Source organism: Micromonospora sp. NPDC049230, assembly GCF_040647875.1.
In the GTDB taxonomy this organism is placed as follows: Bacteria; Actinomycetota; Actinomycetes; order Mycobacteriales; family Micromonosporaceae; genus Micromonospora.
This window is the reverse complement of record NZ_JBEZCZ010000018.1, coordinates 1-25,950: the sequence shown is the minus strand read 5'-3', so window position 1 is coordinate 25,950 and position 25,950 is coordinate 1. Positions and strand designations below refer to the sequence as shown.

The following is a 25,950-nucleotide window of genomic DNA, read 5'->3' as shown; positions in this document are numbered from 1 at the left end:
CACCACCTCCTCGTCACGCCGCCGCTGTCGGGCTCGCGGTGAACAGAATGACCGCAAGGCTGTCAACGGGTGAGACACGGTTCACATTGTCGCCATGGACACCACTGCACCCATCACCTCACCGGCACCGGCGGTCCGCCGGGACCGTACCCGTTACCTGTACCTCGCCGTCATCGTGGCCGTGCTCGCCGGCATCGTGGTGGGCCTGGTGGCCCCCGATTTCGGCAAGGAACTCAAGCCGATCGGCACCGGCTTCGTCAACCTGATCAAGATGATGATCAGCCCGGTCATCTTCTGCACCATCGTGCTCGGCGTCGGGTCCGTCCGGCAGGCCGCGAAGGTCGGCAAGGTCGGCGGCCTCGCCCTCGGCTACTTCCTCACCATGTCGACGGTCGCCCTCGCCATCGGCCTGGTTGTCGGCAACCTCATCCACCCCGGCTCCGGCCTGAACCTGGGCGCGGACCTCGCGGGCGCGGGCAAGGCCGCCGCCGGCGACGAGGCCGCGAGTACGACGGAGTTCCTGCTCGGGATCATCCCGACCACGATGCTCTCCGCGCTCACCGAGGGCGAGGTGCTCCAGACGCTGCTGGTGGCCCTGCTCGTCGGCTTCGCCGTGCAGGCCATGGGCCGGCGCGGCGAGCCGGTGCTCGGCGCGATCGCCGTGATCCAGCGGGTGGTGTTCAAGGTCCTCGCCATGATCATGTGGCTGGCGCCGGTCGGTGCGTTCGGTGCCATGGCCGCCGTGGTCGGCGCGACAGGCGTGGACGCGCTCAAGAGTCTCGCCCAGATCATGCTGGGCTTCTACGCGACCTGCCTGATCTTCGTGCTGGTGTTCCTCGGTGCGCTGCTCTGGTTCGTGGCCCGGATCTCGATCTTCTCGCTGCTGCGCTACCTCGGCCGGGAGTTCCTGCTGATCCTGTCGACCTCGTCGTCGGAGTCGGCGCTGCCGCGGCTGATCGCGAAGATGGAACACTTCGGGGTGAGCAAGCCGGTCGTCGGCATCACGGTGCCGACCGGATACTCGTTCAACCTGGACGGCACGGCGATCTACCTGACCATGGCGTCGCTGTTCATCGCCGACGCCCTGGGCAACCCGCTGTCCATCGGCGAGCAGATCTCGCTGCTGCTGTTCATGATCATCGCGTCGAAGGGTGCGGCGGGCGTCACCGGCGCCGGCATCGCGACGCTGGCCGGCGGCCTCCAGTCGCACCGGCCCGACCTGGTCGACGGGGTCGGCCTGATCGTGGGCATCGACCGGTTCATGTCGGAGGCCCGCGCGCTGACCAACTTCGCCGGCAACGCCGTGGCGACAGTGCTGGTGGGCACCTGGACCGGTGAGTTCGACCGGGACCGGGCGGTCGGCGTGCTGCGCGGCGACGACCCGTTCGACGAGGCCACGATGCTGGACGAGCACGACGACCAGTCGGCGGCACGCCCCGACGAGGCAACCACGCCGGCCGGCGTGGTTGCCTGACCGTCCACGCTGGCCGGTCTGGCCCCCGCGGTGCGTGGCCGGGTGCTGCGCTCCTGGGCGCGGGAGCTGGAGCCTCGCCGGGAGCGCTGTCGCACCGGCACGTCGACGCCCTGGACGCCCTGCTCACCGACTGGCACGGCCAGGGCCCGACCGATCTGCCCGGGGTCTTCTGGTGCTCCGCCGCGGCGGCCGACTGTCGCTGCTGAGCCCCGGCTGATCCGCCGCCGGTCGACGCCCCGAACGCATCCCGCCGAGGACCCACCCCATCGCCCTGCGGGCCCTTTGCTCTGCACCCGCCGATGCGCCAGTCACGGACCGTGCGCGGTGCGCGGGCGGGTGCAGAGCAAAGGCGGCGCGGGTGGTGCATCGGTCGGCCGCCTGCCCGGGGCATCCAGCGGTACGAGCCGGTGCCGAGGGCCTCAGCCGCTGTGCGCCCGGTCCCGGAAGGTGGTCCGGTAGCTGTGTGGGTGGCGCCGACCCGGCGGGGGTCACCATCGGGAGGCGCCGGCAGTTGTCGCGGCCGAGGCGTGTGTGGGTTTCCGGGCGGCGGGTCGGTCGGTAGCGTTGGCCGTGGCGGCGGATGGGCCGGTACGGCGTCCCGCGCCACGAGGAGGTTCGGGATGGATTCCCTGCCGGAGTTGACGTTCGGTCAGCGGCTGAAGGTCTACCGCGAACGTTCGGGCAAGACACGTGCCGTGCTCGGCGGCCTGGTCGGTCGCAGCGCCGAGTGGGTCAAGGCGGTGGAGACCGACCGCCTCCTGCCGCCGCGCGTGCACATGCTGGACCGGATCGCGCGTGCCCTCAAGGTCGAGCTGTCGGTCCTGGTCGGGGAGCTGAGTGACCGCTCCGCCATCGTGAACGGGCCGGAACATCCGGCGCTCGCCTCGGTCCGGGAGGCCGTCAACCGCTACACGTTTCCCGGAGATGAAGCGCCTGAGCCGCTGAGTCGGCTTGGAGACCGCCTCGCTGCGGCCTGGCGAGCACGCCATCAGGCGCCGGACCATCGCACGGTGCTGGGCGTACTCCTACCGGACCTGCTCCGGGACGTCCAACGCGCGGCGCTGACGTACGAGGGCGACGAGCGTCGACGTGCCCAGGCGCTCCTGGCCGAGGCACTCGGGCTCGCGCAGATGTTCCTCGCCTACCAACCGGCCGCCGAGGTCCTGTGGCGGGTCGCCGACCGTGCGATGGTGGCGGCTCAGGAGTCCGGGGATGCCGAGGCATTGGCCTGCGCAGGGTGGTTCCTGTGCCAGGTGCACCGGGACACCGGAGACTGGGACACCGCCATGGCGGTGACACTCGACGTGCTCTCCGTGCTGGAGTCGGGCGCGGCTGACGCGAACAGCAACCTCCTGGCCCTCGTCGGCGCGCTCCACTTCGAAGCCGCGTACACCGCCGCCCGAGCCGGTGAGGAAGGTCGCGCCTGGCGGCACTGGGATCACGCCGATAGGGTCGCGCAGCGCCTGCCGCAGGGGTTCTACCAACCGCAGACGTCGTTCTCCCGCGTCATCATGGGTGCCCACGCCGTCACCGTGGCCGTCGAGTTGCAGAAGTCCGGCGAAGCGGTGCGGCAGGCTCGTCGCCACGAGGCGGCGGCCATCCCGTCGCGTCCGCGCCGCGCGCGACACCTCATCGAGGTCGCTCGCGCCCACTCCGGCAGGGACGACAGGGAAACCGCCATGGCGAACCTTCGTCAGGCGTACGAATCGGCCCCGGAGACGGTCCGCTTCAACGGTTACGCCCGACAGATAACTCTGGACCTGCTCAGCGGGCCGCCATCCACCCGTAAGGACGCCCGAGATCTCGCAATGAAGGTCGGCCTCATCTCTTGATCTAGGGGTACGAACCCTACCCATGGGGTGCCGCAACCGTCCGTAACGTCGTCCTCACGGGATGCGGCGGGCGGTGCGGACTCGCCTGGCCGCCGCGTCCCCCGCAACCTCAGGGGTGGCTGGCCGCCCTCGTGATGACGGGGAGGACGCGTGCGACGCGTCTCGTACGACGAATACCTCGCGGCGGCCGCCCTGCCCCTGGCCGGCAGGCACCGGCCCGTCTGGTCCTGGCGGCACTGGCGACGCATCTGCCGTTGCGGGACCGACCTGCCGTGCCGAAGCCGTCATCGCCTCCCGATAAACCGGGACCACTGGCCAGCCCAGGGCACGCCGTGACGAGCACCCATCAGCCGGCCCCGCCGCTCTGGAACTGCGGGTGCTGTGGCGCCGACTGGCCCTGCGAGCCGGGGCGGCGGGAGTTGCTGGCCGAGTACGACGGATGTCGCTTGTCGCTGAGCGTCTATCTGGCCGCACAACTCGTCGTCGCTACGCAACACCTCGCCTACGTCCCCGCCAGTCACCTGCACCACCGGTTCGTTGGCTGGGTGCGGTGAGCATCGTCCGGGCCGGAGACGAGAAGTTCCACTACAGCGACGGGTCGCACAGGTGGATCCCGCCCAGCCCCGACTACGACCAGGAGGTCTGGGATGAACAGATTCGCCAGCACAAGCAGGCTCACCTGCGCAACGAGCATCCGAAGGTCCGCATCCAGCGCCTCGTGTGACGTCAACGGTGTCGCGGCGGCATCAGGGCATCACCCCGTCGAACCGGCAGGGGCTGAGGTCGTGCGGGCCGTCTGGTCATTGATGACATCGCGAGTCGATTCGGCTGTGGTTCGGCTAGGGTCGATGGCAGAACGGTTCGGACGCGGCGCGGAAAGGCGGCAGGCGTGGCGAGGACTGTGCAGATCCGCATCTACACGGTCCGGGTCGGCCTGCTGGATGAGTGGGTGGACAGGTGGCAGCGCTTGGTCGTTCCGCTGCGCCGTGATCTTGGCTTCGAAATCCATGGGTCCTGGAAGGACCCCGCGCGGAGTCAGCATATTTGGGTGATCTCGCACGAGGGGCCCGGATCGTTCGAGGAGGCCAACGCCGCTTACTGGGCCTCAGAACGGCGCAAGACGCTTGGTCTGGACCCGAACGAATACTTGGTGGGTGAGGAGACTCGCGAGGTTGAGCAGACACTATGAGCCGGCGTTGCGGGGCAGCAGGTGGGCCTGCCGTTCGTCGTCGGTGAGCGAGCGGAACACCCGTGCGCGCGCTACTGCGGTCAACTCGTCCACGTCGACGTGGTCCGCCCACACGCGAGCCGTGCCGTCCACCGAGGCGGTGACGATCTGCTGTCCGTCTGGCAGCCAGGCAACGCCGGTCGCGCCGTCTCGGTGCGCGCCGATCACCTCGCCCTGAACGTCGTTCTCGTCGTTCCAGACTCGCAAGGTGCTGTCGTCGGAGCAGGAAGCCACGCGTCGGCCGTCCGGTGCCCAGGCGACCGCCCGGACGCGCTTGTCGTGGCCGGTCAGTGTCCGTGGCTGCTCAGCACCGGCGAGGTCCCAGACGCGGACGGTCCAGTCGGCAGAGCAGGTGGCGAGCCGACTCTCGTCGGGTGCCCAGCTGATCCCGTCCACGTAGTTCTGGTGCCCGGAGTGGACCGTGCTGTCGCCAGGATGTTCGATGTCCCAGACCCGAACGGTTCGGTCGTCGGAACCGGAGGCGATGTAGCGGCCGCTCGGCGACCAGGCGAGCGCACCGACCCAGTCGGAGTGTCCACGAAGCACGCCCGCGGATCCGTCAGCACGGATGTCCCAAACCCGCACAGAATTGTCCTTGCAGCCTGCGGCCAACCGGGACCCGTCCGGCGACCAGGCCAGCGACTCAACCTCAGCACCGAAGCGCACCTCGGCGTCGACGCCGATCAGGTGGACCGAGCCGTCGCGTAGGGCCACGGCGATCACGTCGCTCGTGGGTGAGCAGGCAACCGTCACAACCGGCTCAGACAGAACCGTCACGTTGGCTGTGCCGTCCGAATGCCAGATCCGTACGGTGCCGTCAGCGCCACCGGTCACGATCTTTGCTGTCCGGTCCAGCGCCAGTGCGGCGACCGGTCCGTCGTGTCCAGCCAGTAGTCGTTGTTCGCCGCCGCGCGGCTGGATCGTCCAGAGGCGGGCGGTGCCGTCACCGGACCCGCTGAGCAGCCTCCGGCCGTCCGGGGACAGTCTGACGGCCCAGACGACCTGAGCGTGTCCGCGAAGTTCGGCTACCTCCCGCCACCGTCGGACGTCCCAGGCGCGGATGCCGCCATCGCCACTGCCGAACACGACGCTGCGACCGTCAGGGGACCAGGCGACCGACCAGACGGATGAACCTTGACCGCCAATGACGTGACGGGCTTCGCCTGTCGTCGCGTCCCAGATTCGTACTGTCTGATCGCCGGACCCGGTGACGATCTGACGGCCATCAGGGGACCAGGCGACGGCTTCGACGAAATCATCGTGGCCCGTCAGCCTTTGCACCGGTTGTGCCGTCGCAAGATCCCAGACGAGCACCGACCGGTCGTGGGAGGCGGAGGCCAGTCGGCGAGAGTCGGGAGCGAATCGCAGACCCCATACGTCTCCTTCGTGGCCGACCAAGCGGGCGACGAGTTGCCAGATGGTGGTGTCCCACACCTGGACCGTCCGGTCCTGGCTTGAGGCGGCGAGGCGGGACCCGTCGGGTGACCAGGCGACACCGCGTGCCACGTCCGCGCAGGTCAGCACTGCGACAGTCGCCGCCGTTGCGGCATCCCACACCCGGACCGTGCCGTCCCTGGAGGCGGTAGCGACATGGGTGGCGTCGGGAGACCAGTCGACAGCGTCCACCATGCCGGTATGCCCGCGTAGCACTCGGACGACCGTGCCGGTGTCGGCGTGCCAGATCCGCGCGGTGCCGTCTCGGGAGGCGGTTGCCAAATGCGCGCCATCCGTCGCCCAGGCGACGCCGCGCACGGCGTCGGTGTGCCCGCTGAGCACTGCCTCGGTGTGGCTGAAGGCCAACGCCGCCATCAAGGCCCGGCGGGCGATCGGTGTCGGCGGACACTCTTGCAGGGCGGCGGACGTCAGTAGCACCGCGAGTTCGGGGTATCGGTCCACATTGCCGAGCGCGAACTGACCGATCGTCTCCGACACCCGATGGAGGAAGGCGGTGTCCCGGCTTCGGGAGGCGTTCACCAGACTACGCGCGGCCGCGCTGCCCAGGCCGGTCGATTCCATTGCTTCCAGCCACTGCCCGGCCAACTGAAGCCGTTCCCCGGTGAGTAGGTAGTCGGCGCTGCGGCCCGCGTGGACCCAGTCCGCCGCCCACCGCTCCAACTCGGTACGTCGGCGCAGTTGCTCCGCCCGCGCCTCGACATGTTGGCGCAGCGGCGCCCACTGGCGGAACAAGGCCTCGTGCGCGACCTGCGCATAGGGCTCATCGTCGAGCACGTCGGTGGTGAGCAGACGGGCATCGACGAAGACGGCGATCACCCTGCGCTGATCGTCGGACAGGTCCCGCAGCGGCACTCTTCGCCGGGTCGGCTCGGTGCCATCCATTGCCACCAGCCGGAGCAGAGTGACCAGGACATCCTCGGTGCTGCTTTCGCGTCGCAAATCTGCCATGACGTTATCGGCCTGGCGGCCCAGTGCTCCGGCGACGCCGCCGAGCGCCTGGTAAGCCTGGCGGCTGGCCATCTGGCCCGGCCCAGCCGCACGGTGTAGCTCCTGAAGCAGGTATGCCAGCAGTGGCAACGCGTCCGGTGTAGCCGTCTCGGCAACGATCTGGTCGACCAGCCCGTCTTCGAAGCGCATCCCGGCGAGCCGGGCGGGCTGTTCCACGACCGCGACGAGGTCCGCCGGACCCATGACCCCCAGCGCCACCGGCCTGGCGAAGAGGTCCGGGCGCGGCCCAGCGAGCAGGTCACCAAGGAACTCGACGCGGAGCGTTGCGACAACCCACAGACGGCGGTCGGCGTCGAGCGCCCTTGCGACCTGCTCCAGGAAGGTCGCCTGTTCGGCGGTGCTGGATAGAGTTGACAGTTCCTCAAGCTGGTCGAGAATCAGCAGTACGCGTCTCTGCCGCTGTCCGGATCGGGCTCGCCAGCTCGCCAGGTGGCGGGCAAGGCTGTCCGGGTGCGAGCGCAGTTCCCGCAGCGCCGAGGCGCGGTCGTCTGCGCCAAGCGTTGCCGCGAGGTCCGCGAGGACCCCGAGCGGCTCGCCTGCCGGAGTGACCGCGGGCAAGACGTGCCACCGCCCCTCTTTCAGCCGGGGAACGACGCCGGCGTGGACCAGCGAGGACTTTCCGCTGCCCGAGGCGCCGGTGACACACACGAATCGATGGGCCCCGTCCAAACCAAGCTCGTGCAGGCGTCGTACCAGATCAGTGACCTGTTCCTCCCTGCCGAAGAACACCGACGCGTCCTGCTCGGTGAACGCGGAGAGCCCTGGATAAGGACTGCGTCCTGACCGCCACACGGGGCGCGGGCTACGTGGTGCCTGCCACCACAACACCAGACCGTTACCGACGATCAGCACTACCAGCAGGATGATCAGTGCGGGACCGGCGACCTGCCCGATCCGGGCGGTCAGCGGCGAGCTCTCGGCGTTCGCAACGAAGTTCGCCGCAATCTCCAGCAGGACGGCGATGATCAGTAGCGACAGTTGTAGGGCGATAGGTGGACGTCTACTCGGCCGCACCAGCCCTCCCAGCGATGATCCCCGATGCATCACGGTAGCGGGTCTACGCTCGCCTCAAAGTCCGCATCCGGCACCTCGCCCTGAGGCGTCGGCCCTCGTCAGCTCGTGGCCCTCAGGGCCGCCGCACAGAACTCGGCTGGTGGCAGGTATTCGTGGGCGGCAACGTAGTGCGGCAGGAGCTGAGGTACGGCGTACACGACGCCGTTGCCCCGTACCTCGAATTCGGCGCTCTCGCGAGCGATCACGCCCTGTCGAATGGCTTCTCTGGCGTCCTCGCCCATGTCCCGGATGCAGATCTCGCAGTAGTGGTACCCGCGTGTCTGGCGGACCCGCGTCGTGGCCAGCTCCGTCAGGGCTGGCATCAACTCGTCCGGGGGAGCGCCGGTCGGGAACGGATGCGAGGCGTCCAGCCAGCCGACGTTGAGCAGCGGTTCGTCGGATGCCCCTTGCTCGTCGTCCTCATGCCGCTCCAGGTACGTGTACGGCGTCAGGTCCGCGAAGTACGTCACGGGTTCTGTCTACCCCAGGAGCACTTGACAGGTGGTGTGTGCGTTAACATCGATAACCACCACTGCCTGTCGGGAGGTCCGATGACGCTCGTCCTCGCGCGTTCCACCGCACGTCGGATGGCCGGGCTCACGGCTCTGGTCGTGCTGCTCGCCGCCGGCCTCACCGTCATCTCCCCGAGGCCGGCCATGGCGTGGGACAACGGCACGGCGGACACCCCGCCGATGGGGTGGAACAGCTACGACTCGTTCAACTGGCGCGTCACCGAGTCCGACGTCCGGGCCAACGCCGACTACATGCGTGACAACCTGCGCCAGCACGGCTGGCAGTACGTCGTCATCGACTGGGCCTGGTACTACCCCGGCCAGCACAACAACAGCCCCAACCAGGACGCCAACCTGAATCCCCGGCTGCGGATGGACGCCAACGGGCGCCTGCTGCCGGACACCACGCGGTTCCCCTCGGCGGCGGGCGACAACGGGTTCAAGCCTCTCGCCGACTACGTGCACGCCCAGGGGCTGAAGTTCGGCGTCCATCTGATGCGCGGCATCCCCCGGCAGGCGGTCGCCGACAACGTGCCGATCCTCGGCACCAACTGCCGAGCCAACCAGATCAACAACAGCACCACCGCGGCCTGGCTCAACCTGATGTGGGGGCTGAACATGTCCAACGCCTGCGCGCAGGCGTACCTGGACTCGGTCTTCCAGCTCCTGGCCGGCTGGGGCGTCGACTACGTCAAGGTGGACGACATCGCCGCCCCGACGTACCGGCAGGCCGAGGTCGAGGGTTACCGGACCGCGATCCAGCACAGCGGCCGGCCGATGGTGCTGAGCCTGTCGCCGGGCGCGACACCGCTGGCCAGCGGCGCGCACGTGCGGGACAACGCGCACATGTGGCGCATCGTCAACGACCTGTGGGACAACTGGTCGTCGCTCGACGCGCTCTTCGACCAGTTGCGCAACTGGACTCCGTACCGAACGACGGGTGCCTGGCCTGATCCGGACATGATCCCGATCGGGCGGCTGTCGAAGTACGGCCCGGTCGGCTCACCTCGCTACTCGGCGCTCACCGCTGACGAGCAGCGCACGCTGATGACCCTGTGGGCGATCAACCGGGCGCCGCTGATGTGGGGTGGCAACCTGGTCGAGAACCGCGCCGCCGAGCTGGCGTTGATGACCAACGCGGCGGTGCTCGCCGTCGACCAGAACAGCGCCAACAACCGCCAGCTCGTCGGCGGCACCCGGCAGGTGTGGACCGCCGACGTCCCGGGCAGCGACGATCGGTACGTGGCGCTGTTCAACCGGGAGAGCACCACCGCCAACGTCTCGGTGAACCTGGCCGACCTGGGCATCGGCTCGGCCACCGTCACCGACCTGTGGTCCGGGACCGGCCTCGGCACCGTCACCGGCACGCTCACCCGCTCCCTCCCCGCCCACGGGAGCGGCCTGTACCGGCTGGCGCCGCAGACCACAGTCCCCCCGCCGACCACCTACACGGTGGCTGCCCGGCACAGCGGCAAGCTTCTCGACGTCTCCAACGCGTCCACGGCGGACGGTGCCAACATCGTGCAGTGGGCCGCGAACGGGCAGGCCAACCAGCGGTGGCGGATCCAGGACGCGGGCGGCGGCTACTCCACAGTGACAAGCGCCAGCAGCGGCAAGTGCCTCGACGTGAACGGCGGTGCGAGTGCCACCGGCGACGGCGTCCGGGTCATCCAGTGGGCCTGCAACGGCGGCACCAACCAGCAGTGGCGGGTCGAGGACCTCGGCACCGGCTACGTCAGGTTCGTCGCCCGGCACAGCGGAAAGTGCCTCGACGTGATGAACGCCGCCACCGCGGACGGTGCGCAGGCCGTGCAGTGGACCTGCGGCACCGCCACAAACCAGCAGTGGCGACGCACCGGCGTGTAGCAGCGCCCCGCAGCGGCGTGCCGGCGTGTGGCTTTCAGCGGCGGCGTGCCCGCCACATCGTGTGCTCCCGGGAGATCGCTGTCTCCGTGTCGTTGACGAACTGCGACAACTGGGCCTCCGAGGTGATCCGGCTGGCCAGTGACCCCATGGCGGCGAGCTCCTGGCTCGCCAGGGCGTAGGCGGTCGCCACTGCGGAGTGTTGCCGCGTCTGCGTCCAGGCCGCACCGGCCGCGACCGCCGCGGCGGCCACGCCGAGCAGGTCGACGTCGGTGAAACCGGCGACCCTCGACATCGCCAGGGCCAGCCCCACCAACTCCAGGACCAGCATGGCGACCGACCACCGTGTCGCGCGGGCGCGGTTCGACGACGAGCGCTCGGCGTACCAGGCCCGCTGGGTCTCCAGACGCCCGTTCACGTACGACGTCCGGCGCTCCGCCAGGGAGGTGGCCCGTACGGTGCGCATCCCCTCCGTGATCTGCTGCCCGGCCAGGGCGGGCGCCGCCAGCCCGGCCCCGGACATGTCCCTGGTCAGGCCCAACAGCCGACCGGTGAATTCCTCGACACACTCGGAGTCGGCGCGTGAGCGGGGAAACGGATCGGCTGCCGTCGCGAATCGCCACGTCAACGACTTGATGGACTCGGACAGTGCCCTCCCGACATACCACCGCTCGTCGGGCCGGTTGGTGAGGAGGAAGACCTCCACGATCGAGGTGGCGGCGAAGGCGCCCACCGCGATTGCCGGGCCCACCGCGAAGTTGTCGAGTTTCCAGGTGCCGACCCCCGCCAACGCGGCCAGCAGGAGCAGCGACAGCCGCAGGGCGATCAGGGACGCGAACATCCGCTGCCCGCGTAGCGACTCGGTGGACACGGCCCGCTGGAACGGCGGAAAGTCCTCGGCATTCAGCATGGCGTCGACCTCCCGAGGAGAACCTTCACCAAACATAGAGGGTGGTGTCTACAGCGTGACGGCCCTCGTGGCGGTGATTCACGGCGAAACCCGCCGCGACAGCGAGCCAGCCCGGTCAGGGGATGACGGGCAGACCGCTGTGGTAGAGGTGTTCGAACTGACTGTGGACCCAGAGGATGCGGCCGTCGGGACGTACCACCTTGCGGAGGTCGGCGATGGTGACGTCCTGGGCGCGGAGCACGACGTGCAGCGTCCGGAGGACGGCGCCCTCGGCGTGGACGGGAGACGCCGGTGCGTGGGGGGCCCGATCCGCGAGCCCGGCGCTGTGGTCCTCCGCGGTGAGGTGGTTCGCGGCCTCCGCCGCGGCGTTCAGTGTCTCGTTCGCCAGGGCGACCTGCTCCTCGATGGCTTTCCACTCCTCTTCGCTGAAATCGAGTTTCAGCTCGGCCAGACCCACGCCCAGCAGAGGCGTGAGGAGCATGGTGGTGGCCTTCAGGAGGGGGACCGCTCGGGTCCACCATTCTCGGGAGACGTCCGTGTAGTAGACCCCGGCATCGCGCCGATCGGGTTCGAGGACGTGCACCGGCTGGAGCGAGTGCTCGCAGTACAACGTCAGCCGCATCCGCCTGGTGGTCCACTGCGGGTTGCGAAGGGACGCCTCGACGGGGGTGAGGGTGAACAGGCGCGGTCCGTCCGCGGCCTCGTCGTTGAGTTGCCACATCAACGCGGTGAGCTGTGCGTTCACACCCGCCAGACTGGCCTTGACGGTGTCGGTGAGCTCGGTCACCCGCCGGCTCAGCCCGCGGACATGACTGTCCATCAGCGCCACGCCGTCCTGGAGAGTGGCGAGCGCGTCCTGGCTCGCACTCGAACCGCCCAGCAGCGAGTCGATGGCGGGGAGGGCGTCGCAGCCGGAGATCGGGCACTGCGCGATGCTCTGCCCGAGTGCGTCGCGCAGTTTGATGAGCTTGTCGACATCGAACAAACCCGCACCCGGCGTGGGCAGGCCGCACCCGTCGCGGCAGGCGACGAGGGCGACGGTGCTCAGGCCGGGCCAGAACCGCTCGATGCAGTAGCGGATCTCGTCGGTGACCTGGCGCAGGTAGGTGACGGCGTCCGGGCCGCGCACCTGGACCTGGACACCGACCCCGGTACGCACCGTGAGCAGCGCGCGGGCGCCGTACCGGCTCTGTAGGACCATGCCCTGCTGCCAGTGCACGCCCTGGAGGGAGTCGGGCTCCGTGTAGCGCTGGTGGTGGAGGCGGACGATGAGCCGGTACATCAGGGATGCGGGAATGACCACGGGGCCGGCGGGGCCTTCCGAGATCCGGCACACCTCCAGGTACTCGCGGTCACCGGGGCGGAACTCGACCCAGGCCCCGCGCAGGTCCGGCTGGGCGGCGGGGACGAGTTGCGCGATGAGACTCACCGGCTCGGGTGCGGCGTCGAGGGAGACCTGGTACGTCAGCTCGAAACGCCCCATGAGCGCGAGGAACAGTCGCTGCTGTTCCCTCGTGTAGCGCGTGCCGTCGGGAGCCTGCGCGGCACTCCACACGCTGCCGAGCATGCGGTGCGGGACGAGACCGAGGGCGTCGACGGCGTCTCGGCTGTCGAGGACGGCGGCGATCGCGACGTTGAGCCAGTCCGGTTGGAGGATCACGAACGCGGCGAGCGCGTCGTCGTCCGCGTAGTAGATCCACTTCCCGAGGTGGTGGGCGTTACTGGCCAGCGTCCGTGCCTGGAAGGGGTTCAGTCCCTGCGCCGCGGCCATCGCTTCGTAGCCGCGGTAGTCGATCACCTGCCGACCGCCGGCCGTGACCGCCTCGATCGTCCGCTGCCACGTGGCCGGGTAGTTACGGTGCACGTGCGGGAGCGTGCCGGCGGTCACGGCGATCGCCTCCCGCAGTGTCTCCAGCCGGTCGTCCGGGACGGCGCTGTCGACCTCGTGGAAACCGACGATCAGGCTGCCGAAGCGCTGCTTCAGGTGAGCTTCGTCGATGGCGTCCGCCCGCGAGGACGGCCCGCCGTGCGACGCGACAACGAGGACCCGGGCGTCCGGGGCCCGGTGGGCGATCATGGCGATCCACGACTCCACCATGCCGGCCGCGACACCCGGACGGGGTTTCCAGACGACGACGTAGACGGCCGGCGCACTGAAGAACAACTGGTGTGCCGGCTGGTAGGCCTGCTGGCCGCCGAAGTCCCACCCGTTCAGGGTGATCTCATGGCCGGCGTGGCTCACCACCAGCGGCTTGATCTCCATGCCCTGGGTCTGGTGACGATCCTGCCAGGGCTCGCCGCGCAACGCCCCGAGCAGGGTGCTCTTCCCCGCCTCGCCGGCGCCCACGAACAGCAGCTTCGCCTCCGAGATCGAGATCCCGTCGGTGGCGACATCCCTGAGGAACGACAGCAGCGCGTCTGTGCCCTCCACGTCGGCGGCCAGCACCTCGGGCGGAAGAGGATTGTTCTGTACGACAAGCACCTGAAGCGCTGCGAGCCGACCAATGGCGTCGGGCAGGGCGGTGAGCCGGTTGCCGGCCAAATTCAGGTCGGTGAGGGACGTCCAGTCGGCGACGGCGTCGGGCAGGGTGCTGAGCTGGTTGCCGTCCAAATTCAGGTCGGTGAGGGACGTCCAGTCGGCGACGGCGTCGGGCAGGGTGCTGAGCTGGTTGCCGTCCAGGTACAGCTCGGTGAGGGACGTCCAGGCCGCGACGGCGTCGGGCAGGGTGGTGAGCTGGTTGCCGGACAGGTGCACTTCGGTGAGGGACGTCCAGGCCGCGACGGCGTCGGGCAGGGTGGTGAGCTGATTTTCGTAGAGGTACAGGACATCGAGGCGAACCCAGGCGGCGATCGTGTCCGGTAGCGCGGTGAGCTGGTTGTAGTCCATATCGAGCCGTGTCAGGGCGGTCCAGGCGGCGACTGCGTCCGGCAGCGCGGTGAGCTGGTTGTAGTCCATATCGAGCCGTGTCAGGGCGGTCCAGGCGGCGACCGCGTCCGGTAATGCGCTCAGCCGGTTCTGGTTCGCGTGAAGCTGGGTTAGGCCCCTCCAGGCGGCGACCGCGTCGGGTAGGGCGGTGAGCCGGTTGTTACTCAGGCGCAGGGTGGTGAGGGCGGTCCAGGCGGCGACTGCGTCGGGTAGGGCGGTGAGCCAGTTTTTACTCAGGTCCAGGGTGGTGAGGGCGGTCCAGGCAGCGACTGCCTCCGGCAGGGTGTCCAGGTCGTTCTCGGCGAGACCGAGGCTTGTCACATCAGCGAGAGCCGGGGTGTCGCGTAGAAGCTTGGCAAGGCCGCCAGTGGTCAGGCCGAGGCCGCTGAGGTCGACATGCCCACTGTTGGCGGCAGCTATGCGCCGCTTGGCCTCGACAATCGCGCCGTCCTTCATGCCGAAGCAGCGTAGTCCCTCATGCACAGTCAGTATTGCCGGCTGGGTCGACTCTCGGCGCGATCGGGTCGACGTACGGATCTGACAGGCCGCCGATCGCCGATTGGCCGTGCCCGTTCGACGTCGCCCCGCCTAGCGTCGACGGCATGGAGTTCGAGCAGGCACAGCAGTTGTGGAAGCCGGAGCCCGGCTGGTTGAACACCGCCTCCTACGGGTTGCCGCCCGAGCCGGCGTGGACGGCACTTCAGGAGGCCCTGGACGCGTGGCGGGTCGGCCGGACGTCGTGGGAGGGCTGGGGCGAGTCGGTGCACCGCTCCCGTGTGGCGTTCGCCGACCTGATCGGGGTGCCGGCCGGTGACGTCGCGGTCGGCGCGGCCGTGTCGCAGATCCTCGCACCGGTGGCGGCCGCCCTGCCGGACGGGGCGACGGTGGTGGTCCCCGAGGTCGAGTTCACCTCGAACCTGTTCCCCTGGCTGGTGCAGGAGGAACGCGGCGTCAAGGTTCGCACGGTGCCGCTGGACGCCCTGGTCGACGCCATCGACGCCGACACCGACGTGGTCGCGTTCAGCCTGGTGCAGTCGGCCGACGGGGCGGTGGCGGCGTACCACGAGATCGTTGCCGCGGCCCGCGCGCACGACGCGTTGGTGGTGGTGGACGCGACCCAGGCGTGCGGCTGGCTGCCGTTCGACGGGAGCCGAGCCGACGTGGTGGCCGTGGGCGGCTACAAGTGGCTGATGAATCCGCGCGGCACCGCGTACGCCTATCTGGCCCCGGAGCGGCGCGAACGGCTACGCCCGGATGCCGCCGGCTGGTACGCGGGCCGCGACCCGCACGCCTCCTACTACGGCCCGCCGCTGCGGCTGGCCGACGACGCCCGCCGGTTCGACATCTCACCGGCCTGGTTCAGCTGGGTCGGCGCGGCGCCCGCCCTGGAGGTGGTCGCCGAGATCGGTGTGCCGGCGATCCAGCGGCACAACGTGGCGCTGGCCAACCGGTTCCTGGCCGGGCTGGGTCGGCCGGCGGGGGAGAGCGCCATCGTCAGCGTGGACGTGCCCGGCGCCGAGCAGCGCCTCGCGGCGGCGGGGATCCGCGCGGCGGTCCGCGCCGGACGGGTCCGTGCCTCCTTCCACGTCTACTCCACCGAGGCCGACGTGGACGCCGCGCTGACCGCGTTGACCGGATAGGCCGGCCGCGCCCGGGGCGCGGCCGGCCGGTGGTCAGGAGCAGATGCTGAAGCTGGCGTTCGTGTACGAGAGAGGCTGCCACTCCAGGTCAGGCCCGAGGCTCATGTCCCACTTGCCGTCCGCGAGCCGCCCGAAGTAGATGAAGTTGCTGCCCAGCCCGTCGTAGTAGAACCAACCCTCGTACGTGGTGAGGCGGGTTGCCGCCGTGGCGAAGGTCCGGGGGCCGACGACGCCGTCGCTCACGAGACCTCGGTCGGTCTGCCACCGCTTGGTCGCGGCCGTCGTCGCCGGCCCGAACCGGCAGTCGACGCCGGAGGCGGCGAGGTAGCCGTCGGCCACCAGGATCTTCTGCCACATGGCGACCACATTGCTGTACGAGCGGGTCGACGCGGAGATCGGGCCCTCGTCGCCCCAGTCGTCCGTCCAGGTGCCCGAGCCCGTGACGTAGCCCTGACTGACGTTGGCCGACGCCGGCGCGGCCGGGATGGCGGCGGCGCCGACAGTGGCGACGACCATCGCCATCGCGACGGCCTTGATTCGTAGGTGCATGAGCATCCCCCTGTGGCTGATGAGCAGCTGTCATAGGGGTAGATGGTCGGCGGACCCACTTTGTTCACGACGGGCGGACATCAGTTTCTCAGGCCAGGTGGCCGCCGATCTTCGTGTACCCGCGCAGCAGGTCGCGGGAGATGATCAGCCGCTGCATCTCGTCGGTGCCCTCGAAGATCCGGTAGAGCCGGACCTGCCGGTACCAGCGCTCGATGGGCAGCTCACGGGTGTAGCCCATGCCGCCGTGGATCTGGAGCACCCGGTCGACCACCCGGTTGACCATGCCGCCGCCGTAGAGCTTGCCCATCGACGACGCGTGCCGGGGGTCCAGGCCCTGATCGACGGTCCACGCCGAGCGCAGCACCAGCCAGCGGGCCGCCTCCAGCTCGGTCTCCGAGTCGGCGATCATCCACTGGATGGCCTGGTTGGTGCCGATCTTCGCGCCGAAGGTCTCCCGGGTGTTGGCGTAGTCGATGGCCATCTGGAGGACCCGCTCGGCGATGCCGATGGCGTGTGAGGGGATGGTGTAGCGGCCCTTGCCGATCCACTCCATGCCGAGGGTGAAGCCCTGCCCGATCTCGCCGAGGATGTTGCGGTGCGGCACGCGGACGCCGTCGAAGATGAGCGACGCGGGCCCACCCTCGCCCATGGTCTGGATGAACTCCGAGCGCCAGCCCATCGACCGGTCCACAAGGAACGCGGTGGCCCCACCGTTGCGGGCGCCCTTCTCCCGGTCGGTCACCGCGACCACGATGGCGAAGTCGGCGTCGTGGCCGCCGGTGATGAAGGTCTTCTCGCCGTCGAGCACCCAGTCGTCGCCGTCGCGCCGGGCGGAGAGCCGGATGTTCGCGGCGTCCGAACCGGCGCCGGGCTCGGTGATCGCGAAACAGGAGCGCCGCTCGCCCTCGATGGTCGGGATGAGGAACTCCTGCTTCTGCTCCTCGGTGGCGTGGAACAGGATGTTGTCCGCCTCGCCGCCGAAGCGGAACGGCACGAAGGTGTGGCCCAGCTCCGTCCAGATCAACGACTGGAGCACCGCGGGCAGGTTCATCCCGCCGTACTCTTCGGGGGTGGCCAGGCCCCAGAAGCCGAACTTGCGCGCCTTGAGTTGCAGCTCGCGCACCTCGGAGTGGTCCAGGCCAGGCTGGTGCGCCCGCTCCCGCCGGAGCACCTCCGCCTCCAACGGCATCACCTCACGGCGGATGAACGATCGGACGGTGTCCCGCACCGCCCGCTCCTCGTCGGTCAGCGAAAAGTCCACGTGGTCCTCCTGGCGTCGGCGTAGCCGGTCACGCTTAAACTAGCGCTGCAAGTTTTGTCACGTCCAGACCTGATGGCCGAGACCCGTGAGGAGCGCAGTGCCCCGACCCCGCCAGCCCCGGCTGACCCGGCAGCTGATCGTCGAGACGGCCACCGCGCTCATCGACGCCGAGGGCCTGCCCGCCTTCTCCACCCGGCGGCTCGCGGCCGAGTTGGGTGTGCGCGGGCCGTCGCTCTACAACCACTTCGCCACCAAGGACGAGATCCTCGACGCGGTCGCCGACACGGTCACCGGCGCCGTCGACACCAGCGGCTTCGCCAGCCGGGACTGGGCCGCCGCGCTGCACGACTGGGCCTGGTCGTACCGGCGGGCGCTCACCGCGCACCCGAACATCGTGCCGTACCTGGCGCAGGGCCCCGGTCGTCGACCGGCCGCACTGGCCATGGCCGACGCGGTCTACGGCGGGCTGGTCCGCGCCGGCTGGCCACCGGCCCGCGCCACCCACATCGGCGCCGCGCTGCGCTACTTCGTGGCCGGCTCGGCGCTCGGCTCGTTCGCCCGCGGCTTCGTCGAGGATCCGGAGCTGTACGCGGCGCACTACCCGCACCTGCGGCAGGCGCACCGGCTCGCCGAGCACCAGCAGAGCGTGGACGAGGGCGCCTTCGCTCTCGGCCTGGACGCGCTGCTGCACGGTCTGGCCGCCGAGTACGCCCGCACCGTCGACCCGGTGGAGTCCGCCCGGCCCAGCGGGTAGCGTCCAAACTCCCAGCGCTAGTTTCATCGCCCGCCGCGACTCCGTCGCCATCGCCCGCCGCGACCCCGTCCCCACCGCCGGTCGCCCACCCCCGAAGGGACGCCATGGACCTCGCCGCCCCGCCGTCGCAGCTACCCGACACCCTGCGCCTCCGGCACCACCTGCACGTCGGCGGCGAGTGGACCTCTCCCGCCGGCACCGACGTGATCGACGTGGAGAATCCCAGCACCGGCGCGTCGATCGGGCAGGTGCCCGCCGGCACGGCGGCCGACGTGGACCGCGCCGTCGCCGCGGCGCGCGCCGCCTTCCCCGGCTGGGCGGCCACCGCTCCCGGTGAGCGCGCCGCCCACCTCGACCGGTTGCACACCGCGCTCGCCGCCCGCGCCGACGACCTGGTCCGCACCATCGCCGTGGAGTTGGGCTCGCCGCTCAAGCTCGCCACCCGCGTACAGGTCGGGCTGCCGTTGACGGTCCTGCGCGACCACGTCGCGCTGGCCGCCCGCCCACCGGTGGAGGAGAGCATCGGCAACTCGCTGGTCGTCCGCGAGCCGATCGGCGTGGTCGGCGCGATCACCCCGTGGAACTATCCGCTGCACCAGGTGCTGGCGAAGCTGGCGCCCGCGCTGGCCGCCGGCTGCACCGTGGTGCTCAAGCCCAGCGAGCTGACCCCGTTGACCGCGTACCTGCTCTTCGACGCGGTCGCCGAGGCCGGGCTGCCGCCGGGTGTGCTCAACCTGGTCCCCGGCACCGGGCCGGTGGTGGGTGAGGCCCTGGTCGGGCACCCCGACGTCGACCTGGTCTCGTTCACCGGCTCCACCGCCACCGGCGCACGGATCATGCGGCTCGCCGCCGACCGGATCGCCCGGGTGGCGCTGGAGCTGGGTGGCAAGTCCGCGAACGTGATCCTCCCCGACGCCGACCTGGCCACCGCGGTCAAGGTGGGCGTCGGCAACGCCCTGCTCAACTCCGGGCAGACCTGCACGGCGTGGACCCGCATGCTTGTGCACCGCGACCGGTACGACGAGGCACTCGACCTGGTCGCCACCGCGGTGGCCGGCTACCGGCTCGGCGATCCGTTCGACCCGGCCACCCGGCTCGGCCCGCTGGTCTCCGCCGGCCAGGTCGAGCGGGTACGCGGCCACATCGACCGGGCGCTGGCCGACGGCGCACGGCTGGTCGTCGGTGGCCCGGACGCCCCGGTGCCGGCCCGGGGGCACTTCGTCGCCCCGACCGTCTTCGCCGACGTGCATCCCGACAGCGCGCTCGCCCAGGAGGAGGTCTTCGGCCCGGTGCTCGCCGTCCTCCCGTTCGACGACGCCGACGAGGCGGTCGCGATCGCCAACAACTCGCGCTACGGGCTGGCCGGCGCGGTCTGGTCCGCCGACACCGACGCGGCGCTCGCGGTGGCCCGGCGCCTGCGCACCGGCGCTGTCGACATCAACGGCGCCCCGTTCAATCCGCTCGCCCCGTTCGGCGGCTACAAACAGTCCGGCCTGGGCCGGGAGTTGGGCGTGCACGGGCTCGCCGAGTTCTGCGAGCTGAAGGCGATCCAGCGATGAGCGGCGGCGAGGCGGTCCCGGCGGGCGGCAGTGAGCCGGTTGCGGCGGCGCCGACGGTCGGCGCCGAGCCGGTGGCCGCGCCGGTCACCGTCCGCGCGCTTGTCGCGCGCGGGGTCGGCGCCGAGTTGCGAATCGAGCGGGTACGCCTGCCCGCGCCCGGCCCCGGCGAGGTGCGGGTGACGATCCGTGCCGCCGGCGTCTGCCACTCCGACCTGTCCATGGTGAACGGCACCATCGCCGCGAGGTTCCCGCTGGTGCTCGGGCACGAGGCGACCGGCGTGGTGGCCGAGGCCGGGCCGGGCAGCCGGCTGCGGGTCGGCACCGAGGTGGTGTTGAACTGGGCGCCGGCCTGCCGGGCCTGCTGGTGGTGCCGCAACGGCGAGCCGTGGCTCTGCGCCGACACCACCGCCCCGACGATGCCGCGCGGCGAGACCGACGACGGCGTACCGCTGCACCTGACCCTCGGCCTCGGCGCGCTCGCCGAGGCGGTGGTGGTGCCCGAGCACGCCGTCATCCCGATCCCCGCCGGTCTGCCCCCGGAGCAGGCCGCGCTGCTCGGCTGCGCGGTGCTCACCGGCCTCGGCGCGGTCCGCAACACCGCCCGGGTGGCGCCCGGCCAGTCGGTCGCGGTGGTCGGGCTCGGTGGGGTCGGGCTAGCGGTGCTCAGCGCGGCCCGCCGGGCCGGCGCCACGACGATCCTGGCCATCGACGTGGCCGAGGCCAAACGGGACCTGGCGCTCGCCGCCGGGGCCACCGACTTCCTGCTCTCCGACGACCGGCTCTCCAAGGAGGTACGCGCGCGCACCGAGGGTCGGGGCGTCGACAACGCCTTCGAGTGCGTCGGGCGGGCCACCACCATCCGGGCGGCCTGGCGACTGACCCGGCGCGGGGGAGCGGTGACAGTGGTCGGCATGGGCGCCAAGGACGACATGGTCAGCCTCGGCGCACTGGACATCTTCCACTCCGCCCGCACCCTGCGGTCCTCGGTGTACGGCTCGTCGGACCCGGACCGGGAGGTGCCAGTGCTGGCCGCCGAGCTGGCCGGCGGTGCGCTGGATCTGGGCGTGCTGGTCAGCGGCACGGTCCCGTTGGACGAGGCCCCCACGGCGTTCGACCGGCTGGCCCGGGGCGAGGGCGCGCGCTGGGTGGTCACCCTCGACTGAGCGGCCCCGGCCTGCTTGATCGACTCGGCTTCCGTGAAGTCGGGGTGTCGGGGCGTCCAGGACACCCCGACTTTCGGAGAGACGAGGGGACGGTCAGAAGGGCGGTGCGTCCTCGCCCATCAGCGCGAGGACGACGCCGCCCTTGCCGCTCTTGAGGCTCTGGACCACGACCTTGCCGGTGCTGCCGTCGGGCAGCTCCAGGGTGAAGGTCTTTCCGATCGCGTTCTTGGGGCCGTTGCCGGCGCTGTTGGCGGGTCGGAAGTCACCCGCCCACGGCGGAATCCCGCCTCTGCGGGCCGGCTCGGCGAAGAGCGCGGCGGTGCCGGGGGTCCTGGTGCCGTCGGCGGAGAGGAGCACTGAGGCGCTGCGAAAGGTAGCCATATGCGCCAAGGCTAACCCGGATCGTGTCCGTTCGTGGCACCCAAGCTGCCCGTGCCGGCGATTCGGTGGTGCTGGGGCTGCTGCTCTACTCGCTCTCGGCCCGTGATCGGCTGGCCCCGGCCGGCCCGTTCGACAAACTCCAACTCGCGCTCGTGGTCAGTGCGTTGGCCATCGACGTGCTGGTGCTGCCGGAGATCACCGGGCGCATCACCGACGAGTACGGCAGCACACCCAACCGGACAGCCGCTCTCAGCAGGACGACCGGATCTCCAGGACGACCGGGACACTCTGCGTGACGACGCCGCCGGTGGCCCGCAGTTGCGGCACGTACCGGCCGAGCGGGGCGTCGTGCAGGCGGAACGCGGCCAGGACCTGGACGGTGTGGCCGTCCCCGGAACCGGGAAGGGCGGTCAGCGGGCTGTACACCTCGGTGCCGTCGGGCATGCCGGTGTAGCCGACGCTGATCGGCATCGACCAGGTCCCGTCGAGAACGACGAAGTAGTAGAGCGTGCGCGGATCGTCGGGGGTGGCGCAGATCCGCTGCGGCAGGTCGACGAGCGTCCAGGTCGACGGGGTGGCAGTGGTCTTCGCGGCGGGCGCCGCGGAGGCTGGCGCGCCGACGACGAGGGCGAGCAGCGTTGTCGCCGTCGCGGCGGCGGCGATCTGTCGGGCTGTGCGGAAGAACGTCACCATCGACTCCCAAGCTCTGCGACTGACATGGGTGCGGGCGGGCCGAACGACGACGTCGCGAGACATGCGACGACGATCCCGCAACCGCCGTTCGACGGGACGTCAGCGAACAGCGCGGCCCGCCGACCAGACTGGCAGAGGTATCTCAGAGGGCTCTGAGAAGAGGCCGGCGACCGACGCCAGGCCGCCTGCGGTTACTTGCCGGTGACGATGCCGGGGTTGATGCAGAGACCCGGGTTGGCGCCGTTCTTCTCGGCGATCTCCAGACAGCGGGTCACCTTGTCGACGGTCGCGTTGGTCTCGGTGATCTGCTTGGAGATCTCGGCGTTCTTGCGGTCCTGCTCCAGGTTGCGGGTCTGGGCCAGCTTGTCCTGGAACGCCTTGATGTTGCCCTCGGTCTTGTCGTCGTGGTTCACCCGGGTGATGGTCACCGAGAGGATGTCCACGTCGGTGGCGAGCCGGGCCTCCGCGCTGGTCTTGATGTTGGCCGCGAACGGTTTCAGGTCGACGTTGAGGTCACCGGTCCGCGCGTCGATCTTCTCCAGCGGGTTGTACGCGGCGAACGCGTCGTTCGTCGCGCTGTCGAGCTGCACACCCACCCGCTGGCCCCGGAAGCTGTCGAACTCGCCCTTGTAGTCCATGAACTGCTTCGGCGCGTTCTCCGGTTTGACCTGCCACTCGATGAGCACCTCGACGCAGGCGTCGGCGAGCGTGCCGGTGCGGACCCGTACGCAGTTGTCGCCACCGATGTGGTCGTACTTCTGCCGGCCCGCGTCCCACTCGCCGACCTTCTGCCAGGGCGCGACCCACTTCAGCCCCGAGCCGGTGACCTCGCCGGTGGGCTTGCCGAAGCTGGTGACGATGCCGACCGAGCGGATGGGGACCGAGTGGGCGCTGGCGGTGACGCCGACGAGCAGGGTGAGCGCGAGGAAGACGAGTGCCGCGAGGCCGGCCATCCGCTTCAGTGGCCGCGCGGGCGCGGCGAGTGCCAGGACGGCGCTGACCGCCAGGGCGACGGCGAGGACGATCGCCATGGTGAAGCCGACGGGCATGGGGTGGGGGCCTTCCGCTGGGCTGTGTGGATCTTCAATCTAGGAGGTCCGGTCAAGTCGGACGGGGCGGTGTCGCCGCGCTGACCCGCCGGCTGGCGGCCCGTCGCCGAGAAATCCCGCCACGGCGCATCCGCCGCGCCTCGTTCCGGCGAACTCCCGGGTAGCGAACGTCTACCGGGGGGTACGTCTGGTGCTGACCGATCCGATGCCGGCGGAGGCCGTGGAGATCGCGCACAAGCAGGTGTCGCTGGCGGCCGAGGACCTGGACGGCACCGGTGTCGCCACGCTGGCGCTGGAGTTGGCCGACGCCTGGGGCGTACCGGCGCTCTGGGAGCAGGTCTGCCGCCCGTTGTTGGCCCGGCTGCGGGGGCGCGACGCCACCGAGGTCATCGTCGAGCACGCCCTCTGCGAGGGGGTCCGGGTCGGGCTGGACGTACACCGCCGGGAGCCGGGCCGGCCACTGCCCGCCGACGGGGTGCTGCTGGCCGGCGCCGAACAGGAGACGCACTGCCTGGGTCTGCACGCGCTCGCCGCCGCGCTGCGCGAGCAGGGCCGTGGCTGTCTCCAGCTCGGCCCCGCACTGCCCTGGTCCGCGCTGACCAGCGCCGTGTACCGGGCACGCCCGCACACCGTCGTGCTCTGGTCACAGACGCCGGTCACCGGCCGCGCGTACCGTCTGGTGCGCCTGGCCCGGGACTTTCCGCGCCTGCGGGTGTACGGCGCGGGGCCGGGCTGGATCGAGCCGCTGACCGCGCGGGCGGCGCACCTCGGCACGCTGTCGGACGCGGTGGCCGCCGTCCTGGCCGTCCCACCAGGGCGTGATGCGCACCACTTACGATACGGATCGGTCCCGTATCGTTAATGAGCGTCGTAGGCTGGCCCGCGTTACGAGTCTGACCCGTATCGTATTGCGTCGCGGGGAAAGCGTGGGGGGAAACACGGCATGGAGCTGCACAACAACACGGGCCACCCGAGGAGGTGGGCGATCCTGGGGGTGCTGGTGATCAGCCTCCTCGTGGTCGTCCTCGACAACACCATCCTCAACGTCGCACTGCGCACCCTGGCCGACCCGACACACGGTCTCGGGGCCAGTCAGGGCGAGCTGGAGTGGGCCATCAACTCCTACACGCTCGTCTTCGCCGGGCTGCTGTTCACCTTCGGGGTGCTCGGCGACCGCGCGGGACGCAAGCGTTTCCTGATGATCGGTCTGGTGCTGTTCGGCCTGGCGTCGCTGCTGTCCGCGTACGCCCAGAGCCCCGGCCAGCTCATCGCGGCCCGCGCCCTGATGGGGGTCGGCGGCGCGGCCATCATGCCGGTGACACTGTCGATCATCTCCAACGTCTTCGACCCGCGTGAGCGCGGTCGGGCCATCGGTGTGTGGGCCGGCGCTGTCGGTCTCGCCGTGGCGATCGGCCCGATCCTCGGCGGCGCGCTGCTGGAGCACTTCTGGTGGGGTTCGGTCTTCCTGATCAACGTGCCGGTGGTCGTCGCCGGCGTGGTCCTGGTGGCGCTGCTGGTCCCGGAGTCGCGTGACCCGCGGCCGGGCCGCGTCGACGTGCTCGGCGTGCTGCTCTCCGTGGTCGGCCTTGTCGCCCTCTCCTACGGCATCATCGACGGCGGCGAGCACGGCTTCGACCGCCCGGTGGCCTGGGGTTCGATCCTGGTCGGCATCGCGGTGTTGGCCTGGTTCGTCCAGCACGAGCGGCGCAGCGACCACCCGTCGCTGGACGTCCGGCTGTTCAAGGTGCCCCGCTTCGCCGCACCGGTCGCCATCGTCGGCCTGGTGTTCTTCGCCGCGATGGGCTCGATGTTCTTCGGCTCGTTCTACCTGCAACTGGTGCGCGGCTACAGCCCGCTACAGACCGGTCTGCTCTTCCTGCCCTTCGCCGGCGCCCAACTGGTCTTCGCACCGCGCAGCGCCGCGATGGTCCGCCGCTACGGCGGCCGGGCAGTCGCCACCGTCGGGTTGGCGCTGACAGTGGTGTCACTCGCCGCGTTCGTGCTCATCGGCGCCTCCACCCCGATCTGGGTCGTGCTGCTCGTCTTCCTCATCCAGGGCGCCGGGATGGCCAACATCATGCCGCCCGCCACCGAGTCGATCATGTCGGCTCTGCCCCGGGAGAAGGCCGGTGTGGGCTCCGCGGTCAGCAACACCATCCGGCAGGTGGCCGGCGCGCTCGGCGTGGCGATCCTCGGCTCGGTGCTCTCCGCGGTCTACCGCAGCGACATCGGTGACGCGCTGACCGGTCTGCCCACGCAGGCCCGCGACGCGGCCAACGAGTCGATCTCCGGGGCGTACGCGGCGGCGGGCCAGCTCGGCCCGGCGGCGCCGTCGCTGATCTCGGCGGCCAACGACGCCTTCGTCACCGCCATGCACTGGGCGGCCGGGCTCTCCGCGGTCATCGCCGCGGTCGGGATCATCGTGGTGCTGCGCTGGATGCCGGGCCGGGAGGAGACCAGCGTCGCCCCGGCGGCTCCGGTCGCCGAACCCGAGCTGGCCGGAACGGTGTAGGTCCGTAAAGAATGGCGGACATGACGTCCACTGCCGATGCTCCGCGGTCGCCCGGGCGACCGCGGAGCCGCCGCGGCGGGGAGGCGGGGCGGGAGGGCGGGGTGGAGGGGGCGGGTGGGCGCGGGGGT

Annotated in this window: 22 protein-coding genes and 1 pseudogene; 14 read left to right on the top strand and 9 right to left on the bottom strand. The window is 70.5% G+C overall.

Annotated features, from left to right (window positions below; genetic code table 11):
* The first annotated feature begins 94 nt into the window (after positions 1-94).
* The 6 genes and pseudogenes from AB0A95_RS17150 to AB0A95_RS17125 all read left to right on the top strand — a co-directional run bounded on the left by AB0A95_RS17150 (position 95) and on the right by AB0A95_RS17125 (position 4,495).
* On the top strand, positions 95-1,474 hold the full coding sequence (locus AB0A95_RS17150; RefSeq protein WP_357556699.1) for a cation:dicarboxylase symporter family transporter: 1,380 nt from the start codon (positions 95-97) through the stop codon (positions 1,472-1,474).
* A 9-nt stretch (positions 1,475-1,483) separates the two neighbouring features.
* A pseudogene (locus AB0A95_RS17145) lies at positions 1,484-1,691 on the top strand (TilS substrate-binding domain-containing protein); the annotation flags it as partial.
* A 403-nt stretch (positions 1,692-2,094) separates the two neighbouring features.
* Positions 2,095-3,306, top strand: coding sequence for a transcriptional regulator (locus AB0A95_RS17140; RefSeq protein ID WP_357556698.1), 1,212 nt, complete (start codon positions 2,095-2,097; stop codon positions 3,304-3,306).
* 332 nt (positions 3,307-3,638) lie between these two features.
* Positions 3,639-3,860, top strand: a complete 222-nt coding sequence (locus AB0A95_RS17135) for a flavin reductase (RefSeq protein WP_357556697.1) — start codon at positions 3,639-3,641, stop codon at positions 3,858-3,860.
* The gene (locus AB0A95_RS17130) at positions 3,857-4,030 is read left to right on the top strand and encodes a hypothetical protein (protein ID WP_357556696.1); all 174 of its coding nucleotides are present in this window, start codon (positions 3,857-3,859) and stop codon (positions 4,028-4,030) included. The genes AB0A95_RS17135 and AB0A95_RS17130 overlap by 4 nt, the downstream gene beginning before the upstream one ends.
* 165 nt (positions 4,031-4,195) lie before the next feature.
* Positions 4,196-4,495 (top strand): NIPSNAP family containing protein, encoded by a 300-nt coding sequence (locus tag AB0A95_RS17125; RefSeq protein WP_357556695.1) that lies wholly within the window; start codon positions 4,196-4,198, stop codon positions 4,493-4,495.
* Here the strand turns inward: AB0A95_RS17125 and AB0A95_RS17120 are convergent.
* The gene (locus AB0A95_RS17120; RefSeq protein ID WP_357556694.1) at positions 4,490-8,011 is read right to left on the bottom strand and encodes a WD40 repeat domain-containing protein; all 3,522 of its coding nucleotides are present in this window, start codon (positions 8,009-8,011) and stop codon (positions 4,490-4,492) included. The genes AB0A95_RS17125 and AB0A95_RS17120 overlap by 6 nt on opposite strands.
* A 98-nt stretch (positions 8,012-8,109) precedes the next feature.
* Positions 8,110-8,520 carry a hypothetical protein gene (locus tag AB0A95_RS17115; protein ID WP_357556693.1) on the bottom strand — a complete coding sequence of 137 codons (411 nt, stop codon included), beginning with the start codon at positions 8,518-8,520 and terminating at the stop codon, positions 8,110-8,112.
* A gap of 81 nt (positions 8,521-8,601) precedes the next feature.
* Here AB0A95_RS17115 and AB0A95_RS17110 point away from each other — a divergent pair, with 81 nt between their 5' ends.
* Positions 8,602-10,428, top strand: a complete 1,827-nt coding sequence (locus tag AB0A95_RS17110; protein WP_357556692.1) for an alpha-galactosidase — start codon at positions 8,602-8,604, stop codon at positions 10,426-10,428.
* 34 nt (positions 10,429-10,462) lie between these two features.
* Here the strand turns inward: AB0A95_RS17110 and AB0A95_RS17105 are convergent, their stop codons facing one another.
* Both AB0A95_RS17105 and AB0A95_RS17100 read right to left on the bottom strand, forming a co-directional pair.
* A complete protein-coding gene (locus AB0A95_RS17105; protein WP_357556691.1) occupies positions 10,463-11,335 on the bottom strand; it encodes a DUF4231 domain-containing protein in 873 nt (290 codons plus the stop codon).
* Positions 11,336-11,450: 115 nt separating this feature from the next.
* A complete protein-coding gene (locus AB0A95_RS17100) occupies positions 11,451-14,717 on the bottom strand; it encodes a COR domain-containing protein (RefSeq protein WP_357556690.1) in 3,267 nt (1,088 codons plus the stop codon).
* A 146-nt stretch (positions 14,718-14,863) separates the two neighbouring features.
* On the opposite strand from AB0A95_RS17100, the gene AB0A95_RS17095 reads away from it, so the two are divergent.
* A complete protein-coding gene (locus AB0A95_RS17095; protein ID WP_357556689.1) occupies positions 14,864-15,901 on the top strand; it encodes an aminotransferase class V-fold PLP-dependent enzyme in 1,038 nt (345 codons plus the stop codon).
* A gap of 33 nt (positions 15,902-15,934) precedes the next feature.
* On the opposite strand, the gene AB0A95_RS17090 is transcribed toward AB0A95_RS17095, so the two are convergent.
* Together AB0A95_RS17090 and AB0A95_RS17085 are read right to left on the bottom strand one after the other, a co-directional pair.
* Entirely contained in the window at positions 15,935-16,450 is a 516-nt protein-coding gene (locus tag AB0A95_RS17090) for a peptidoglycan-binding domain-containing protein (RefSeq protein ID WP_357556688.1), read from the bottom strand.
* 88 nt (positions 16,451-16,538) lie between these two features.
* Positions 16,539-17,711: an acyl-CoA dehydrogenase family protein gene (locus tag AB0A95_RS17085; protein ID WP_357556687.1), complete on the bottom strand. Its 1,173-nt coding sequence runs from the start codon at positions 17,709-17,711 to the stop codon at positions 16,539-16,541.
* 97 nt (positions 17,712-17,808) lie between these two features.
* Between AB0A95_RS17085 and AB0A95_RS17080 the strand changes: the two genes are divergently transcribed.
* The 3 genes from AB0A95_RS17080 (at position 17,809) to AB0A95_RS17070 (ending at position 21,187) form a co-directional block, all read left to right on the top strand.
* Positions 17,809-18,465, top strand: coding sequence for a TetR/AcrR family transcriptional regulator C-terminal domain-containing protein (locus AB0A95_RS17080; protein WP_357556686.1), 657 nt, complete (start codon positions 17,809-17,811; stop codon positions 18,463-18,465).
* 104 nt (positions 18,466-18,569) lie between these two features.
* Complete coding sequence (locus tag AB0A95_RS17075) at positions 18,570-20,024, top strand: aldehyde dehydrogenase family protein (protein WP_357556685.1); 1,455 nt, start codon at positions 18,570-18,572, stop codon at positions 20,022-20,024.
* A complete protein-coding gene (locus AB0A95_RS17070) occupies positions 20,021-21,187 on the top strand; it encodes an alcohol dehydrogenase catalytic domain-containing protein (protein WP_357556684.1) in 1,167 nt (388 codons plus the stop codon). The genes AB0A95_RS17075 and AB0A95_RS17070 overlap by 4 nt, the downstream gene beginning before the upstream one ends.
* A 93-nt stretch (positions 21,188-21,280) precedes the next feature.
* Here AB0A95_RS17070 and AB0A95_RS17065 read toward each other — a convergent pair whose 3' ends face one another.
* Complete coding sequence (locus AB0A95_RS17065; RefSeq protein WP_357556683.1) at positions 21,281-21,568, bottom strand: hypothetical protein; 288 nt, start codon at positions 21,566-21,568, stop codon at positions 21,281-21,283.
* Between the two features lie 23 nt (positions 21,569-21,591).
* Here AB0A95_RS17065 and AB0A95_RS17060 point away from each other — a divergent pair, with 23 nt between their 5' ends.
* A complete protein-coding gene (locus AB0A95_RS17060; protein ID WP_357556682.1) occupies positions 21,592-21,864 on the top strand; it encodes a hypothetical protein in 273 nt (90 codons plus the stop codon).
* Here the strand turns inward: AB0A95_RS17060 and AB0A95_RS17055 are convergent.
* Together AB0A95_RS17055 and AB0A95_RS17050 are read right to left on the bottom strand one after the other, a co-directional pair.
* Positions 21,818-22,324, bottom strand: coding sequence for a DUF5980 family protein (locus AB0A95_RS17055; protein WP_357556681.1), 507 nt, complete (start codon positions 22,322-22,324; stop codon positions 21,818-21,820). The genes AB0A95_RS17060 and AB0A95_RS17055 overlap by 47 nt on opposite strands.
* Before the next feature lie 128 nt (positions 22,325-22,452).
* Positions 22,453-23,310, bottom strand: a complete 858-nt coding sequence (locus AB0A95_RS17050; RefSeq protein WP_357556680.1) for an SPFH domain-containing protein — start codon at positions 23,308-23,310, stop codon at positions 22,453-22,455.
* A gap of 190 nt (positions 23,311-23,500) precedes the next feature.
* On the opposite strand from AB0A95_RS17050, the gene AB0A95_RS17045 reads away from it, so the two are divergent.
* Positions 23,501-24,172, top strand: a complete 672-nt coding sequence (locus AB0A95_RS17045) for a transcriptional regulator (protein ID WP_357556679.1) — start codon at positions 23,501-23,503, stop codon at positions 24,170-24,172.
* Between the two features lie 81 nt (positions 24,173-24,253).
* Complete coding sequence (locus tag AB0A95_RS17040; protein ID WP_357556678.1) at positions 24,254-25,822, top strand: MFS transporter; 1,569 nt, start codon at positions 24,254-24,256, stop codon at positions 25,820-25,822.
* Positions 25,823-25,950 lie beyond the last annotated feature (128 nt).

Excerpts from the sequence above, each read along its gene's own strand:
- AB0A95_RS17150 (WP_357556699.1), top strand. The coding sequence starts at position 95 with ATGGACACCACTGCACCCATCACCTCACCGGCACCGGCGGTCCGCCGG.
- AB0A95_RS17140 (WP_357556698.1), top strand. The coding sequence starts at position 2,095 with ATGGATTCCCTGCCGGAGTTGACGTTCGGTCAGCGGCTGAAGGTCTAC.
- AB0A95_RS17110 (WP_357556692.1), top strand. The coding sequence starts at position 8,602 with ATGACGCTCGTCCTCGCGCGTTCCACCGCACGTCGGATGGCCGGGCTC.
- AB0A95_RS17105 (WP_357556691.1), bottom strand. The coding sequence starts at position 11,335 with ATGCTGAATGCCGAGGACTTTCCGCCGTTCCAGCGGGCCGTGTCCACC.
- AB0A95_RS17100 (WP_357556690.1), bottom strand. The coding sequence starts at position 14,717 with ATGAAGGACGGCGCGATTGTCGAGGCCAAGCGGCGCATAGCTGCCGCC.
- AB0A95_RS17095 (WP_357556689.1), top strand. The coding sequence starts at position 14,864 with ATGGAGTTCGAGCAGGCACAGCAGTTGTGGAAGCCGGAGCCCGGCTGG.
- AB0A95_RS17090 (WP_357556688.1), bottom strand. The coding sequence starts at position 16,450 with ATGCACCTACGAATCAAGGCCGTCGCGATGGCGATGGTCGTCGCCACT.
- AB0A95_RS17075 (WP_357556685.1), top strand. The coding sequence starts at position 18,570 with ATGGACCTCGCCGCCCCGCCGTCGCAGCTACCCGACACCCTGCGCCTC.
- AB0A95_RS17070 (WP_357556684.1), top strand. The coding sequence starts at position 20,021 with ATGAGCGGCGGCGAGGCGGTCCCGGCGGGCGGCAGTGAGCCGGTTGCG.
- AB0A95_RS17065 (WP_357556683.1), bottom strand. The coding sequence starts at position 21,568 with ATGGCTACCTTTCGCAGCGCCTCAGTGCTCCTCTCCGCCGACGGCACC.
- AB0A95_RS17055 (WP_357556681.1), bottom strand. The coding sequence starts at position 22,324 with ATGTCTCGCGACGTCGTCGTTCGGCCCGCCCGCACCCATGTCAGTCGC.
- AB0A95_RS17050 (WP_357556680.1), bottom strand. The coding sequence starts at position 23,310 with ATGCCCGTCGGCTTCACCATGGCGATCGTCCTCGCCGTCGCCCTGGCG.
- AB0A95_RS17040 (WP_357556678.1), top strand. The coding sequence starts at position 24,254 with ATGGAGCTGCACAACAACACGGGCCACCCGAGGAGGTGGGCGATCCTG.